Here is a 15891-nt window from a genome sequence, read left to right on the forward strand (position 1 = left end):
TCTTGTGCCCGACAACCAGGTATGCCCGGCGTTTGGCGGCCTCCAGCCCGCAAAAAAAGGGCCTGCAAGTTTGTCCTTGCGGCCCCTTGAACGAGTCAAAAGGTAAAACAAGAGCAACAAACGCACAGCTAGATTACAAGATGGAGATCGTTTTGTCCAGAGTGCAGAGGGCCGTTTCCAGACCGGAAACGTCTATAACATACTGCAATATAAAGACTTATATGCTGGGACAGAATCGGCGGACCACCCCTAGGCACCATTTCCCTAAACTCTCTATTATCATCTATATCCAGAAAGCTCCAATCCTTGCATGACCCTGGTTCTTGCCCATCGTCAAGGCCTTCCCATGTCGCACCGGACGCAGTCTCCATCGCCCGTTGGCGCCAGGTACGCCTCGTTCCAGGCGTCAAACTGTTCACCCTGCTGCCTGGCGCGGACATATAATCGCCTTGGCTGGCTCATGGTGTTCTCCCTGTCCAGCGCGCATGCCTCGCCAATCACTCAGCGCACTCGTTGAGGAATTCTCCCACCTGGGCCGGCAGCCGGCTATCGTGGCGCACCGCGGCTACCGCCGCGAAGTGACCAGCTACGCGGAACTGACGCGGCGGGCTGTCCAGTTTGCCCTCGAGCTGCGCGAGCGTGGCATCCGCACCGGCGACCGCGTGATGCTCTGGGGGCCCAACGGCTCGGAGTGGGTGGCGGCGTTCTGGGGCTGCCTCCTGCGCGGCGCGGTGGCCGTGCCCATGGACGACGCGGCCACGCCGGAGTTTGCCGCGCGCGTGGCCGCGGATGCCGTGGTGAAACTCATCGTCGCCTCGCGAGAAAAGCCCGCCATTTCCCCCGCGGTGCTGGTGCTGGAGGATTTGGTCTCCGCCATTTCCAGACCGTGCGTGGTGGACAGCGTAAGAACGGCAGGTGAACCGAAGCAATCCATTTGGCAGACATTTGCAGACGAGCCGCTGACCCGCAAGCATGTGGCGCAAATCCTCTTCACCAGCGGCACCACTGGCGAGCCCCGCGGCGTGGTGCTGACGCACGGAAATTTTCTGGCCAACCTTGAGCCCATCGAGAACGGCTTCGCTCCTTACCGCAAGTACGAGCGCTGGTTTCACCCGCTGCGCTTCGTGACCCTGGTGCCGCTGAGCCACGTCTTCGGCCAGGTCATGGGCCTGTTCCTGCCCCCGCTGCTGGGCGCGACCGTGGTCTTCGAACTCTCCGCCAATCCCGGGGAGATCCTGCGCACCGTAAAACGCGAGCGCGCCACCGCGCTCATTGCCGTGCCGCGCATGCTCGATGCCCTGCGCGGCGCTCTCGAGCGCGAGGCCGAAGCGCGCGGGGAGCAGCAAGCCTTTGCCCGGGCCTTCGCCGCCGCGGCAGGCCAGAAGTTTCTGCGCCGCGTCTGGCGCTTCCGCCGGATTCACCGCCGCCTGGGCTGGAAATTCTGGGCCTTCATCTGCGGCGGCGCGGCCCTCGGCGCCGAAACCGAAAACTTCTTCCGCCGCCTGGGCTATGCCGTCGTACAGGGCTATGGCATGACGGAGACCGCCTCGCTCATCAGCCTCAACCATCCCTTCCGCGCCGCGCAAGGCAGCATCGGAAAGATCCTGCCGGGGCGGGAGTTCCGCCTTGCCGAGGACGGCGAGATTCTGGTGCGCGGCGAAAACGTCGCCAGCGCGTATTGGGAGAAGGGAGCACCGCGGCCCGCGCTGGCCGCGGGCGAGGAAGGCTGGCTGCGCACCGGCGACCTCGGCGAGCTGGACGCCGAGGGCAATCTGCGCTTCCGCGGGCGCAAGAAAAACGTCATCGTCACTCCCGCGGGCCTGAACGTCTACCCGGAAGACCTGGAAGCGGTGCTGCGCCGGGATGCTGCCCCGGGCGGCCCGGGGCCGGCGCTGCGCGACTGCGTGGTGCTGCCCCTGGCGCGCGACGGCAACGCCGAGCCCTGCGCGGTGCTGCTGCTCGGCGATGCCGCGCCCCCCGCGGCCAATGCAGCGGCCCGCGAAATCGTGCACCGCGCCAATTCCGCGCTCGCCGAATATCAGCGCATCCGCCAATGGCTAATCTGGCCCGAGCCCGACTTCCCGCGCACGCCCACGGGCAAGCCGCGCTTGGCGGAGATCGCCGCCCGCGCGCAAGAGCTTCTCGGCGGCGCTGCACCGCCGGCGGCGCGCCGCGGCGCGCTCGACGATCTCCTGCGGCGTTTTGCAGGCCCGGCGATTCCGGCGCACCTGGAGCGCGAGCTGAACCTCACCTCGCTCGACCGCGTCGAGCTGCTCAGCGCCCTGGAAGACCGCTACCAGCTGGAGCTCAACGAAACCTCCTTCGCCGAAGCCAAGACCGTCGCCGATGTCGAGCGCCTTCTGCGCCAGCCCGCGGCGCAGCGCACCCCATATGTCTATCCGCGCTGGACGCAGCGCGCCCCGGTCCGCTGGCTGCGCCTCGCGGTGTACTACGCGCTGGCCTGGCCGGCCACCCTGCTCCTCGCGCATCCGAAAATCGTTGGCCGGGCGCACCTGCGCGGCGCGCGCGGGCCCTTCCTGCTCGTCTCCAATCACGTGACCTCCCGCGCGGACATCGGCTTGCTCCTCTATGCGCTTCCACCGCGTGTGCGGCACCGCCTGGCCACGGCCATGCTCGGCGAGTTTTTGGAGACCATGCGCCGCCCGCCGCGCGACTGGCTGTTCGCCAAACGCTGGGCCTATCAGGCCGGCTACTGGCTGCTGACCGCGCTCTTCAATGTCTTCCCCCTGCCGCAGCAGTCCGGCGTCCGCGAAAGCTTCAGCTTTGCCGGCCAGTCCGCGGACCGCGGCTACAGCGTTCTGGTCTTCCCCGAAGGCGCGGTGACCAAGGACGGCGCCATGGCCGCCTTCCGCGGCGGCATCGGCCTCCTCGCGGAAAATCTGGCCCTCCCGGTGATCCCCCTGCGCCTCGACGGCCTCTGGGCGATGAAGTGCCAGCGCCGCCGCTGGGCGCACTTCGGCGAGCTCACCGTGCGCATCGGCGCGCCGCTCATCTTCCCGCCCGGCACTCCGCCCGAGGAGATCACCCGCGCTCTCGAAGCCCGCGTGCGCGGTTTGTAGCCCCGCACGGCCTTCGCTGGTTGGCTACAGCGCGTGAATCCGGTGGCGGCGTGCACGGGCGGCGACGACAGCTTTTGTGGCACAATAATTTGTTATGTCGAACCGTCCAAGCACACCGAGAGCAGGCCAATCCAACGAAGACCGCGAGCGCGTCTTGGACGCCTTCCGCCGCTGGGGCTACTACCAGGCGCAACTCGACCCCCTGGGGCTTTTCCAGCCGCTGGCGCATCCCGACCTGGCGTTGACCGGCCCTCTGGCCGACGAGGCCCGGCGCTATTACTGCGGCACAATCGGCGCGGAGTTCATGCATCTCCCGCAGCCGGAGCGCCGCCGCTGGATTGCGGAACGCCTCGAAGCCCAAGCCCCCGCCGTGGACCAAAGGAAAATTCTCGAGCGCCTGATCCGCGCCGACCTCTTCGAGCAGGTGCTGCAGGCGCGCTACCTGGGCACCAAGCGCTTCTCCCTCGAAGGCGTCACCGCGCTGATCCCGCTCCTGGACGAGATCCTGGACACCGCCGGCGAAAACGGTGCGGTCGAATCGGTGATGGCCATGAGCCATCGCGGCCGCCTCAACGTGATGGTGCACGCCGCCTGCAAGCTGCCGCACGAAGTGGTCGCCGGCTTCGAGGACGTGGACCCGCGCAGCGTGCTGGGCGCGGGTGACGTGAAGTATCACGTCGGCGCCACAGGAACCTACACGACTTCCCGCGGCGCGGAGATCCGCGTGCACCTGGCCTCCAACCCCAGCCACCTGGAGGCCGTGGACCCCGTGGCCATGGGCCGCGCCCGCGCCAAGCTGACGCGCCACGCCGGTGGCAGCGCGGACCCGGAGAGTCTCGCCGCAGTGCGCAACAAAGTCCTGCCCATCGTGATGCACGGCGACGCGGCCTTTGCCGGCCAGGGCATCTGGGCGGAGACCCTCAACCTGGCCGAGCTGCAGGCCTATACCGTCGGCGGCACCATCCACATCATCGTCAACAATCTCATCGGCTTCACCACGCGCCCCGCGCAGGAGCACTCCGCGCGCTTCGCCTCGGATATCTCCAAGCGCCAGTCCGTTCCGGTGTTCCACGTGAACGCCGAGGATCCCGATGCGGTAGTGCGCATCGGGCGCCTGGCCGCGGAGTACCGCGCCACCTTCGGCGGCGAAGTCGTCGTGGACATCATCGGTTACCGCCGCCACGGCCACAGCGAAGTGGACGACCCCACCATCACCCAGCCCCTGCTCTACGAGCGCATCAAACACCACGCCCCGCTGTGGAAGATCTACGCCCAGCGCACCGGTCTGGACGCCACCCCGCTCGCCGAGGCGGTGCGCGCCGAATACGAAACCGAGCAGGCACAGGCCGGCACGCTCACCAAGATTCCGCAGATGCGCCGCTTGCCGCCCTACTGGTCGCCGTACCGCTGGTCCCGCTACGATCCCAAATGCGAAGTGGACACCGGCGTAGCGCCCGAGCAGCTCGGGAAACTCACCGACAAGCTGGTGCGCACTCCTCAGGCTTTCCACGTCCATCCCAAGATCGTCAAGCTCCTCGAGCAGCGCGCGGAGATGGGCCATGGCAAACGCGCCGCGGATTACGGCTTCGCCGAATCCCTGGCCTTCGCCACCCTGCTCAGCGATGGCACTCCCATCCGCCTCGCCGGGCAGGATTCCCAGCGCGGCACCTTCAACCAGCGCCACGCCATGCTCATCGACAACAAGACGGAAGAGGAATACCTGCCTCTGGCGCACCTCGCGCCGGGCCAGCCCTTCTGCGAGATCCACAATTCCTCGCTTTCCGAAGCCGCCTGCCTGGGTTTCGAATACGGTTTCAGCCGCGACTATCCGGAAGCGCTGGTCCTGTGGGAAGCGCAATTCGGCGATTTCGCCAACAGCGCGCAAATCATCATCGACCAGTTCATCAGCGCCGGCGAGGACAAGTGGAATCTGCCCTCGGGCCTGGTCCTGCTCCTGCCGCACGGCTTTGAGGGTCAGGGTCCGGAGCATTCCAGCGCGCGCATGGAGCGTTTTCTGCAGCTCTGCGCCGAGCACAACATGCAGATCTGCCAGCCCTCCACCGCCGCGCAGTATTTTCACCTGCTGCGCCGCCAGGCCCTGCGCCCCTGGCGCAAGCCCATGATCGTCTTCACCCCCAAGAGCATGCTGCGCCATCCGGACGCCAGCTCGCCCATCGCCGCTTTCGCGCAGCCGCGCTTCCAGTCGGTCGTGCCCGACCACGATATCCGCGACGCCCAACGCATCCTGCTGGCCAGCGGCAAGGTCGGCCACGAGCTGCGCGCCGAGCGCCGCCGCCGCAAGGACACGCACACGGCGATCCTCTTTCTCGAGCAGCTTTACCCCACGCCCCGCCCGGAGCTTATCGCCGCCATCGCCGAGCATCCGCACGCCCGCGAAATCGTCTGGGTGCAGGAAGAGCCCGCCAACATGGGCCCGCTCTTCTACGTCCTGCCGCGGCTGGAGCGGCTGGCGAAGGCCCGCGGCCTGCAAGTGCGCTCGGTGAAGCGCTCCGCGAGCGCCAGCCCGGCCACCGGCTCCGCCAAGGCCCACGAGCTGGAACAGAAGACGCTGCTGCAACTGGCCTTTACCACCCACGTCGGCTCCTGAGCCGCCAGTGGTGCGCGCCGGCGTTCACCGGATGTTCATCCGCACGTTACAGCCGCGTTACGCCATTTCCCCCGCAAACTTGCGACAATGGCTGTGCGTGCCGGACGCCGCCGCACGGGCCGCCGTCTATCGCTCTGCGGGCGGCTGCGGTACACTCCCGCTAGCGCGGCGCGCGCGGGCGCTCTCTATGAAACGCATCCTCATTATCGAGGACGATCGCGACATCGCGGAACTCGTCCGCTACAACCTGGAAAATGAAGGCTTCCAGGTGACCGCCGCCAGCGACGGTAGCACCGGTCTCGCCATGCTGAAAAAATCCTCGCCAGACCTGCTCCTGCTCGATCTCATGCTGCCCAAGCTCTCCGGTCTGGACATTTGCCGGGAAATCCGCCGCAACGAATCGCTGAACCGCCTGCCCATCCTGATGCTGACGGCCAAGGGCGACGAGGCCGACCGCATCGTCGGCCTGGAGATGGGCGCCGACGACTATGTGACCAAGCCCTTCAGCCCCCGGGAGCTCACCGCCCGCGTGAAAGCCCTGCTGCGCCGCGCCGAACCTCCCGGGGACGCCCCGCGGATCCTTGCCGTGGGCAACCTGGAGATCGATCCGGCCTCCTACCGCGTCAGCCTTTCCGGGAAGCCCGTGACCCTCAGCACCCTGGAGTTCCGGCTCCTCTATTTTCTGGCTTCGCGCCCCAATCGCGTCTTCTCGCGGGACCAGTTGCTCGACGCCGTCTGGGGCACGGAGCGCTTCGTCACCCCGCGCAGCGTGGACGTCTACGTCCGGCGGCTGCGCGAGAAGGTCGAGCCCGATCCCGAGCATCCGCTTCACTTGAAAACGGTGCGCGGCGCGGGCTACATGTTCGAAACCCGTGCGGCTTAACCTTTTTTGGAAACTCGGCGTCGCCTTCCTGGCACTGCTTATCCTGGTGCTGCTGCCGGTGGATTTCTATGCCGAGCGCACCCTGCGCCGGGAATACGAGCGCAGCGGCTTTGAGCGCCTCGCCAGCATCGCGCGAATCGCCCAGACGCGCCCCCTGCAGTGGCTCCCGGCCACCGCCGAGCGCGGGGAAGAACTCGAGGGGCTGCGCGGCTGGATTGCTCAGATGGCCGCCAGCGGCGCCCGCGTTACGCTCATCGCTTCCTCCGGACAGGTGCTCGCCGATTCCGAAGCCGACCCGCGCTCCATGGAAAACCACGCCGGGCGTCCCGAGATTCAGCAGGCTTTGGCCGCGGGCGAGGGCCGTTCGGTCCGCCATAGCGTCACCCTTCAGCGCGATCTTCTCTACTATGCGGTGCGCCAGCCCATGCCGGCGGGGCCTCCCCTGGTGTTGCGTTTCGCCCTGCCCGTCGAAGCTATAGATGTGGTGCTCTGGGACTTTCGCAAAGGGCTGTGGCTCGCATCTCTGGTTATGTTGCTGGTCACCGGAACGGCTTCTCTGGTGATCTCGCGCTCTCTTTCGCAGCGCGTCGAGCGCCTCCGCGCCTTCTCCCGGCGCGTGGCGGAAAGCGATTTCCGCCCTATCCCGGCGAACCGCAGCGGAGATGCCCTGGAAGCCCTGGCCGTCTCTCTGAACGAAACGGCGGCGCGCCTCGACGGCAGCATCCGTACCCTCACGGAAGAGCGCAACCTTTCCGCGGCCATTCTGGGGAGCATGGTGGAGGCCGTGGCGGTGGTGAACGCGGCCGAGCGGCTGGTTTTCGCCAACCCCGCTTTCGTGGAGATTCTCGGGCTGGATATGCCCCCGCGCGCGGGCAGCGCCCTGCTGGAAGTGGTGCGCCAGACGGAACTCATCGAGGCCGTGCGCCAGGTGCTGCGGGGAGAGCCGACGGTGCACGCGGAGATCATGACCGGCACGGTGAAGCCGCGCTACTTCGCGGCCACGGTGGCCGCGGTGCGCGCCGAACGAACCCCCAGTGCCGTGGTGGTACTGCATGACATCACCGACCTGCGCCGCCTGGAGCGCGTGCGCCGGGACTTTGTGGCCAACGTCTCCCACGAATTCAAGACCCCCCTGACCGCCATCCAGGGCTTCGCGGAAACCCTGCTCGCCGGCGCCCTGGACGACCCCCAGAACCGCAGCCGCTTCCTCGGTATCATTCTCGAACATGCCCGCCGCCTCGCCCGTCTCACCGACGATCTCCTGGAGCTCTCGCAGATCGAAGCGGAGCGCCTGCAGATGGAAATCCGCCCGCTGCGCGTCGAGGAGCTGGTGAACGGCTGCCTGGACACCACGCGCCTGCGCGCCGCGGAAAAGAACATCCGCCTCTCCGCCGAGCTGCCCGCCGGCCTCCCGGAAATTGCCGGGGACCACCGCCGCCTCGCCGAAGTGTTGCAGAACCTGCTCGACAATGCCCTGCAATACACCCAGCCGGGCGGACAGATTGTCGTGCAGGCCAGGGTTGCGGAGCGCGAAGTGGTGCTCACGGTCGCTGACACCGGCATCGGCATTCCCGAGGCGGAGCAGGCGCGCATCTTCGAACGTTTCTACCGCGTGGATGCGGCCCGCTCCCGCGAGGTCGGTGGTACCGGCCTCGGTCTGGCCATCGCCAAGCACCTCGTGGAGGCTCACGGCGGGCGCCTGTGGGTCGAGAGCGAAGTCGGTCGCGGTTCGCAGTTCCATTTTTCCGTGCCGGTCTTCGATCCCGAGCGCGCCGTGCCGCGTTTCTCCTCCGGCGGCGGTTCCGCCGGGCGCGGCAACGGCCCGCTTCTCTCCTGATTCCTCCCCGTTTCCTGTCTTCGCAAATTCATCTGCGTATGAAGCCTGCGTAACGGGCCAAGCGCCATGCTCGGATATGCGCGCGGGCTCCAGAGTTTCGGATTTTCGCAACCGCGCGGCAACCTTGCGCCAGGAGCGCCATGACCAACACCCCCCATCTCACGCCCCATCTCACGCCCAATCTCACGGAAGTCGTGTTCTACGACATGCTCGTGAACTATCTGATTTCCATGGCGCGTACGGTCGAAGGCGCCATGAACCGGGCCATCGATGCCATCGTGGAGCTGGAGAGTCCGCGGACGCAAAGTTTGCCGGGCGAGGTCTTTCTCACCGAACCGCACGTCAACGAGATGGAGATGCGCATCGATGAGCACGCCATCCGGCTTTTGCGCCGCGCGGCGTTCTCCGATGATGAGATGCGCTTGATCGTAGCCACCCTCAAAATCACCAATGATCTCGAGCGCATCGGGGATCTGGCCGTCAGTCTCGCCGAGCGCGCCATCTCCCTGCGCGCCATGGGCAAGGTGGAAGCACCGGAAGATCTCTGGCCCATGGCCAGCGCCGTGCGTGCCATGGTCAGCAAGAGCCTGGGCGCCCTGATCTTCCGCAATGCGGAGATGGCCATGCAGGTTCTCGAGAGCGACGACCTGGTGGACCGCTATCGCGACCGCATCTTCGAGCAGCTTCTGGCGCGCATGTCCGAGCAGTCCTCGCGCGTCACCCCCGGCCTGCAGTTTGTCCTGGCTACCCGCCATCTCGAGCGCATCGCCGACCATGCCACCAATATCGCCGAGGACATCATCTTCTGGGTGCGCGGCCTGGACGTGCGTCATGGCCGGGCTCTGGTGCTTCCTCCTCCCGAAAGTCCGGTGCTTCCGGACGAGCCGGAGGTCACGGAGAATTCACCCTGCCTTCATCCGGACGTGAACTCGGCCGTCTAACCTCGCCCGCGTTTAGTCTCAACACCCCATCCCACCGCGGGGGTCGGCGCTCCCCTGGCCCCGGTCCCCGCTCCTCCCCCCTCCCCTGGGCGAAATAAATACAAAGGCACTCCGTAGCGCCGGCCGATTTTGTGTCACGCAATATTAACAGCCCGTTTAATGGACTGTGACTCGGATATCCTACCGTGGGGGCCGCACGAAAGTTCGCAGGGAACCGCTTATACGCGGGTGGATACGACTGGGTTGTTATTTATTTCCTGGGGAAAATCTGACTTGGAGGAAGAGCATGTACAGAATGTGGATGACGGCCGTGTTGTCTGCCGTGCTGGTGGCGACGCCAGCGTGGGCAGCTAAGGGCCACGACAAGAATGCCGCGAGCAACGGCGAAGAGACGCCAGCGGCGGCCAACAAGAGTGCAGCAAGCAGCGAAAAAACGGCGGAAAAGCCCGCCGCGGCCGGCTACGGCGCAGAGATCGAACAACTCCGGGAGATGCTGCTCGAGCAGTCCCGCGCCATCGAGGCCCAGCAGAAGTTGATGCGCGAGCAGCAGGAAAAACTGAACACACTGACCGAAGAGCTGCGCGCCGCGCGCACCGGAAACCTTGCATCGGCGGGGGAAGCCCTCGCGGCTCAGCCCGGAACCTCGGCCGCGGCGGCGCCCCAGGGCGCGGAGCTCGAAGCCCGCGTCGCCAAAGTCGAGAAGGACGTCGCTGCGAATAAGAAGAGTGCCGAAGATGGCATCAAGGCCCTTGGCCCGTTCAAATTTTCCGGCGACCTGCGCCTGCGCTACGAACCTTTCTTCGGCGGTGGCGCGGCGGCCTCCCCGGCGCCGACGAGCCGCCATCGCGAACGCTACCGCCTGCGCTTCTATGCCAACGCCAAGTTCGGCGAAGACTTCACCGGCGGCTTTGCCCTCGCTTCGGGCGACACCGGCGATCCGATTTCCACGAACAGCACGCAAACCGGATTCTTTACGCGCAAGTCCTTCGCCGTGGACCGCGCTTTCATGACCTACCACCCGCATTACTTCAAGGCCTTCTCCGTGACCGGCGGCAAGTTTGCCTACACCTGGCAAAAGACCGAGATGACCTGGGACGTGGACACCAACCCCGAAGGCGTGAGCGAACAGGTCATGTGGGATTGGAAGGATAGATTCCTGAACCACTTCGGCGTGGTGGCCTTCCAGCTTCCGATGTGGGAAGTGTCCAATGGCCCGGATTCCGGAGTCTTCGGCGGCCAGATTCAGACGGGGTGGAAACTCCACCCGCGCGTCAAGCTCGCGGCCGATGTCGCCTTCTACGACTACCGCAACCCGGACCGCATTGCCCAGAACCTGAATGGCGGCAATGGTTTCGCCACCCAGGGCAGTGCCACCGGCCTCGGCGGCACCTTCGGCTTCGGCGGCAGCGGCATGTCCAACAACGTCGGCACGATCAGTGGCACTCGCTACTTTGCCTCCAAGTTCGGCATTCTGGACACCCTGCTCCGCGCGGACATCGACACCGGTTCGGCCAAGTGGCCCGTCGCGCTCATCTTCAACTTCGTGCAGAACACCCGCACCTGCCAGAACCTTCAGGTGTTCTTTGATGCCGATGCCACAGTCCCGGCTTGCGATCCGCACCAGCGGCACGGCTACTGGGCGGAAGCGCAGTTCGGCCAGACCAAGAACAAGGGCGACTTCCGCTTCGGCTACACCGCCATGCGCATCGAGCGCGACGCTGTCGTCTCCGCCTTCAACTTCAGCGACATCCGTCAGGCCACCAACGACATCAACCACCGCGTCGAGGTCTACTATCAGGCCTACAAGAACATCACCGTGGGCATGACCGGCCTCTTCGGGCGGCAACTCGTCACCGCGCAGAGCCCCACGCCGGAACGCTGGTTGAAGCGCTTCCAGTTCGACGTGGCTTATAGCTTCTAGTAAGGAAAGGGACTGGATCCCGGCCGGGATGGAAATTTCGCCTCGGCCGGGTTCCGCCCCTCGAATCCCCGGCCGCATTTTATAAGGTCTTGTCCTTGAATGGCTTGCACGGAAGTTCGGGGAAAGGTTTGTTTCGCGGAATTGCTGTCTGATTGAAGTCTGAGTTCCCTTGTAACCAATCTGTAACACAACTTTGCGAGACTCGGTAAACCAAATGATGAAAAATGGACGAAGGAGAGAACTAATGAAGCGAATCGCGGGATTACTTCTGATCGTGCTTGCTCTCGGCGGCCTTGCCGTCGCGCAGAACGCACTCTCAATTAACGGAGCGGGAGCGACATTCCCCTATCCGATCTATTCGAAGTGGTTTGACGAGTACCACAAGAAGAATTCCAACATTCAGATCAACTACCAGTCGATTGGCTCGGGCGGCGGTATCCGCCAGGCCACCGAAGGCACCGTGGATTTCGGCGCCAGCGACGGCCCCATGACCGACGAGCAGCTCAAAGCCTACAAAGACAAGCACGGCAGCGACATCCTGCACTTCCCGACGGTACTTGGCGCGGACGTGCCCACCTACAACATCCCCGGTGTGAGCGCCGCTCTCAATTTCACTCCCGACGCCCTCGCCGGCATCTTCCTCGGCCGCATCACCAAGTGGAATGACCCGGCCATCGCCAGCGTGAACAAAGGCGTCGCCCTGCCGGCTTCCGACATCATCGTCGTGCACCGCGCCGACGGTAGCGGCACCACCTACATCTGGACCGACTACCTTTCCAAGGTCAGCGAAGAGTGGAAAACGAAAGTCGGCAAAGGCACCTCCGTCAATTGGCCCGTGGGCCTGGGCGGCAAGGGCAATGAGGGCGTCATGGGCATCGTCAAGCAGACCCCCAACGCCATCGGCTACGTCGAGCTGATCTACGCCGTGCAGAACAAAGTTCCCTACGGCGCGGTGCGCAACGCGGCCGGTGTGTTCGTGACCGCCGAGCTCGCCGGCGTCAGCGCCGCGGCCGCGGGTGCGGCCAGGAACATGCCTGCGGACTTCCGGGTATCCATCACCAACGCTCCGGGCAAGACTGCTTACCCCGTTTCCAGCTTCACCTGGCTGCTCATCCCCTCCCGGATCGCGGACGCCGGCAAGCGCGACGCCATCAAGGGCTTCCTCAAGTGGATGATGACCGACGGACAGAATTTCGCCGAGCCTCTGGCGTATGCCAAGCTCCCGAAAGAAGTCGTCACCAAGGAGATGAAAGCCATCGCCACAATTCAGTAAGGTTGACTGCTTGGCGGTTACACTGGGGTTGACCGCTCTGCGGTCACAATAGAATGGTTACGCCATCAACGAACGCCTACCGCGCGGGCCCGGCAACGGGCTCGCGCACCTTTCTTTCCCGGCTGCGCGAAGGGGATGAGATCGCGCGCCTGGTCACCTTGCTTTTCGCCGCCGCGGTGGTCCTCATCACCGTCGCCATCGTCTATCAGCTCTGGGTGGATTCCGCCCTGTCGCGCCACAAGTTCGGCTGGAACTTTTTCATTACCGATGTCTGGGACCCTGTCTTCGATCAGTTCGGCGCGTTGCCGTTCATTTACGGCACTGTCGTCACATCGGCAGTGGCGCTTTTTTTTGCTATTCCACTGGGAATCGGAGCTGCAATTTTTCTGGCGGAACTCGCGCCAGCGAAGATCTCCGACACGTTGACGTTCTTCATTGACTTGCTCGCGGCTGTCCCGAGCGTCATCTATGGTCTGCTTGGTGTGTTTATCCTCGTGCCCATCATGCGCGAGGTGATTCAACCTTTCTTGAAGGCGACGCTGGGATTCCTGCCGATCTTCTCCGGCCCCGGCTACGGCGTGGGTTTTCTGACGGCGGGCATGGTGCTCGCGATCATGGTTATTCCGTTCATCATTTCGGTTTCGCGCGAAGTGCTCATGTCCGTGCCGCGCGATCAGCGCGAGGCGGCCCTGGCCCTGGGCTCCACGCGCTGGGAATCCACCTGGAAGGTGGTCGTGCCCTTCGCGCGGACGGGCATTTTTGGCTCGATCTTTCTGGCCCTCGCTCGTGCGTTGGGCGAGACCATGGCCGTCACCATGGTCATCGGCAACACCCCCAAAGTGGCCGCGTCTCTCTTCGCCCCCGGCTATTCCATTGCCGCGGTTATTGCCAACGAATTCACCGAAGCCACCGGCGACCTCTACCTGCACGCGCTCATCGAACTGGGTCTAGTGCTCTTTCTCCTCACCTTCATTCTCAACGGCTTGGCGCGCTTGCTCATTCTCCTCACCGAGCGCCGCGGCGCTGAGGTGCGCGCATGACCGCGCGGCTTCTCTGGCGCAAGGGACTCAGCACCGTCATGCTCACGCTCACCGGCGTCTGCGCCCTCGTCGCCCTGTCCCTGCTGTTCTTCATCCTCGGCTATCTCCTCTATCACGGCGGCCGTTCGATCAATTGGGACTTCCTCACCAAACTGCCTACGCCCGTCGGCGAGGCTGGCGGCGGCATGGCCAATGCGATTCTCGGCAGCGCCAAGCTGCTGCTCCTGGCCTCGCTCATCGGCGTGCCCATCGGGTTTTTCGGCGGCGTCTATCTCGCGGAATTCGGCGGGCGTACCGCGGGCTTCTTCGTGCGCTATGCCGCGGATCTGCTCAATGGCACGCCATCCATCGTGATCGGCATCTTCGCTTACGCCCTGCTGGTCCTGCCCTTCAAGCACTTTTCCACTTTCTCCGGGGCTTTCGCCCTGGGCATCATGATGATCCCCATCACCCTGCGCAGCACGGAGGAGTTCTTGCGCAGTGTGCCGCAAACGCTCCGGGAGGGGGCCCTGGCCCTGGGCGCCAGCAAGTCCCGCGCGATTATGTCCGTGGTCATTCCCGCCGCCTACCGCGGCATTCTCACCGCCGTGCTTCTCGCAGTGGCCCGCGTCGCCGGGGAGACCGCCCCGCTGCTCTTCACCGCCTTCAGCAACCGCTTCTGGAGCCCGGGATGGAACCAGCCCACGGCTTCGCTCCCGGACCGTGCTGGCCCGCGGCGTTTCCGTTCCGAGGCAGTAACCCGGGGATCTCTCGATGACTGTAAGCTCCAAGCCGGCTTTTTCCCTCAGCTTCGCCGCTGTCCCGGACGGCGCCGGCCGCGCTCCGGCCGCCGAACTCTCCCTGCGCATGACCCTCGCCAAGGTCAATTTCTTTTACGGGCCAAAGCAGACCCTCTTCGACATCAACCTGGGTATCGCCGCTGGCCGCATCACCTCGCTCATCGGCCCTTCCGGCTGCGGCAAGTCCACCCTGCTGCGCACTCTCAATCGCATGCACGAGACCCTGTCCAACGTCCGCCTCACGGGGGCGATCCTCCTCGACGGTGGGAGCATCCTGGCGCAGGACGTCACCCAGTTGCGCCGCCGCGTGGGCATGGTCTTTCAGCACCCCAATCCCTTTCCCAAGTCCATCTTCGAGAACGTCGCCTATGGCCCGCGCATCAACGGCACTCCCAAGGCTCTCTCCGATATCGTCGAGGCCAGCCTGCGCCGCGCCGCTCTCTGGGACGAAGTGAAGGACCACCTGCACAAGTCCGCCTACGAGCTTTCCGGTGGCCAGCAGCAGCGCCTGTGCATCGCCCGCGCTCTGGCCGTCGAGCCGGAAGTGCTGCTCCTCGACGAGCCCTGCTCCGCCCTCGACCCCATCAGCACCGCGAAGATCGAAGAGCTGCTCGTGCAGTTGAAAGAGACCTGCACCATCGTCATCGTCACCCACAACATGCAGCAGGCGGCCCGCGTCAGCGACTTCACCGCGTTTCTCCTCAATGGCGCGCTGGTCGAGTTCAGCCCCACCCCGCAGCTCTTCACCACTCCGGCCGATCCGCGCACCGAGGCCTACATCACCGGGCGCTTCGGATGAAGTGTGTACGATGACGCGGAGAGGCGGGTGCCGCCCCGCAAACCGCGGGAAAGGATTCCATGGAACGTCACTTTGAAAAAGATTTGGACGAGCTCAAGGACCGCCTGCTGTGGATGGGCAGCCTCGCGGAGCGCTCCGTGCACCAGGCGGTGCACGCCGTGCTGCAGTCCGACGAGCAGCTCGCCCAGCGCGTCCTCGCGGAAGAGAACGCCATCAACGAACTGCAGATCGAGATCGACGATCGCGTCGTGCACCTCCTCGCCCTGCACCAGTTGATGGCCGTGGACCTGCGCCTGGTCCTGGCCGTCTCGCGCATCAACAACGACCTCGAGCGCATCGGCGACCAGGCCGTGAACATCGCGGAGTCCGCCCAGCGCATTCTGCGCCACCCGCGCGTCAAGCCCTACGTCGACCTCCCGAAGATGAGCGAACTGGTCGAGGAGATGGTGCGCGACGCCCTCAACGCTGTGGTCCGCCGCGACGTTGACCTCGCCCAGAAGGTGCTCGCAAGCGACGATCAGGTCGACAACCTCCGCGACCAGATCTTCCGCGAGCTGCTCACCTATATGATGGGTGATTCCAGCGTCGTCTATCCCGCCTTCGAGCTCATCCTCGTGGCCAAGAATCTCGAGCGCATCGGCGACCACGCCACCAACATCTCCGAGGACGTCATCTACATCGTCCAGGGCCGCGACGTCCGCCACCCCGCCGTCGACCGCCGCTGACTTTA

10 protein-coding genes and 1 pseudogene are annotated in these 15891 nt (G+C 65.1%); all 11 read left to right on the forward strand.

Annotated features, from left to right (window positions below; genetic code table 11):
• The first annotated feature begins 485 nt into the window (after positions 1-485).
• The 11 genes and pseudogenes from LAN61_00005 to phoU (LAN61_00055) all read left to right on the forward strand — a co-directional run bounded on the left by LAN61_00005 (position 486) and on the right by phoU (LAN61_00055) (position 15886).
• Positions 486-3080: an AMP-binding protein gene (locus tag LAN61_00005; GenBank protein ID MBZ5538879.1), complete on the forward strand. Its 2595-nt coding sequence runs from the start codon at positions 486-488 to the stop codon at positions 3078-3080.
• Positions 3081-3174: 94 nt separating this feature from the next.
• Positions 3175-5688 (forward strand): 2-oxoglutarate dehydrogenase E1 component, encoded by a 2514-nt coding sequence (locus tag LAN61_00010; protein MBZ5538880.1) that lies wholly within the window; start codon positions 3175-3177, stop codon positions 5686-5688.
• 187 nt (positions 5689-5875) lie between these two features.
• The gene (locus tag LAN61_00015) at positions 5876-6571 is read left to right on the forward strand and encodes a response regulator (protein ID MBZ5538881.1); all 696 of its coding nucleotides are present in this window, start codon (positions 5876-5878) and stop codon (positions 6569-6571) included.
• Positions 6561-8408, forward strand: a complete 1848-nt coding sequence (locus LAN61_00020) for a PAS domain-containing protein (GenBank protein MBZ5538882.1) — start codon at positions 6561-6563, stop codon at positions 8406-8408. The genes LAN61_00015 and LAN61_00020 overlap by 11 nt, the downstream gene beginning before the upstream one ends.
• Positions 8409-8548: 140 nt before the next feature.
• Positions 8549-9349 (forward strand): phosphate signaling complex protein PhoU, encoded by an 801-nt coding sequence (phoU, locus tag LAN61_00025; GenBank protein ID MBZ5538883.1) that lies wholly within the window; start codon positions 8549-8551, stop codon positions 9347-9349.
• 286 nt (positions 9350-9635) lie between these two features.
• The gene (locus LAN61_00030) at positions 9636-11270 is read left to right on the forward strand and encodes a putative porin (GenBank protein MBZ5538884.1); all 1635 of its coding nucleotides are present in this window, start codon (positions 9636-9638) and stop codon (positions 11268-11270) included.
• A 244-nt stretch (positions 11271-11514) separates the two neighbouring features.
• Entirely contained in the window at positions 11515-12543 is a 1029-nt protein-coding gene (pstS, locus tag LAN61_00035) for a phosphate ABC transporter substrate-binding protein PstS (protein ID MBZ5538885.1), read from the forward strand.
• Positions 12544-12596: 53 nt separating this feature from the next.
• Positions 12597-13583, forward strand: a complete 987-nt coding sequence (gene pstC, locus LAN61_00040; GenBank protein ID MBZ5538886.1) for a phosphate ABC transporter permease subunit PstC — start codon at positions 12597-12599, stop codon at positions 13581-13583.
• Positions 13580-14281, forward strand: a pseudogene (gene pstA, locus LAN61_00045) (phosphate ABC transporter permease PstA). Before pstC ends, pstA begins: the two are co-directional and overlap by 4 nt.
• Before the next feature lie 148 nt (positions 14282-14429).
• Positions 14430-15161, forward strand: coding sequence for a phosphate ABC transporter ATP-binding protein PstB (gene pstB, locus LAN61_00050; protein MBZ5538887.1), 732 nt, complete (start codon positions 14430-14432; stop codon positions 15159-15161).
• A gap of 59 nt (positions 15162-15220) precedes the next feature.
• Positions 15221-15886, forward strand: a complete 666-nt coding sequence (gene phoU / locus LAN61_00055; GenBank protein MBZ5538888.1) for a phosphate signaling complex protein PhoU — start codon at positions 15221-15223, stop codon at positions 15884-15886.
• Positions 15887-15891 lie beyond the last annotated feature (5 nt).

The sequence above is a fragment of the Terriglobia bacterium genome (genome assembly GCA_020072785.1).
In the GTDB taxonomy this organism is placed as follows: domain Bacteria; phylum Acidobacteriota; class Terriglobia; order Acidiferrales; family UBA7541; genus Acidiferrum.

What these genes read in the sequence shown, in the direction of transcription:
- LAN61_00015 (MBZ5538881.1), top strand. Translation starts at nt 5,876, where the DNA reads ATGAAACGCATCCTCATTATCGAGGACGATCGCGACATCGCGGAACTC.
- pstS (MBZ5538885.1), top strand. Translation starts at nt 11,515, where the DNA reads ATGAAGCGAATCGCGGGATTACTTCTGATCGTGCTTGCTCTCGGCGGC.
- LAN61_00030 (MBZ5538884.1), top strand. Translation starts at nt 9,636, where the DNA reads ATGTACAGAATGTGGATGACGGCCGTGTTGTCTGCCGTGCTGGTGGCG.
- phoU (MBZ5538883.1), top strand. Translation starts at nt 8,549, where the DNA reads ATGACCAACACCCCCCATCTCACGCCCCATCTCACGCCCAATCTCACG.
- pstC (MBZ5538886.1), top strand. Translation starts at nt 12,597, where the DNA reads ATGGTTACGCCATCAACGAACGCCTACCGCGCGGGCCCGGCAACGGGC.
- phoU (MBZ5538888.1), top strand. Translation starts at nt 15,221, where the DNA reads ATGGAACGTCACTTTGAAAAAGATTTGGACGAGCTCAAGGACCGCCTG.
- pstB (MBZ5538887.1), top strand. Translation starts at nt 14,430, where the DNA reads ATGACCCTCGCCAAGGTCAATTTCTTTTACGGGCCAAAGCAGACCCTC.
- LAN61_00005 (MBZ5538879.1), top strand. Translation starts at nt 486, where the DNA reads ATGCCTCGCCAATCACTCAGCGCACTCGTTGAGGAATTCTCCCACCTG.
- LAN61_00010 (MBZ5538880.1), top strand. Translation starts at nt 3,175, where the DNA reads ATGTCGAACCGTCCAAGCACACCGAGAGCAGGCCAATCCAACGAAGAC.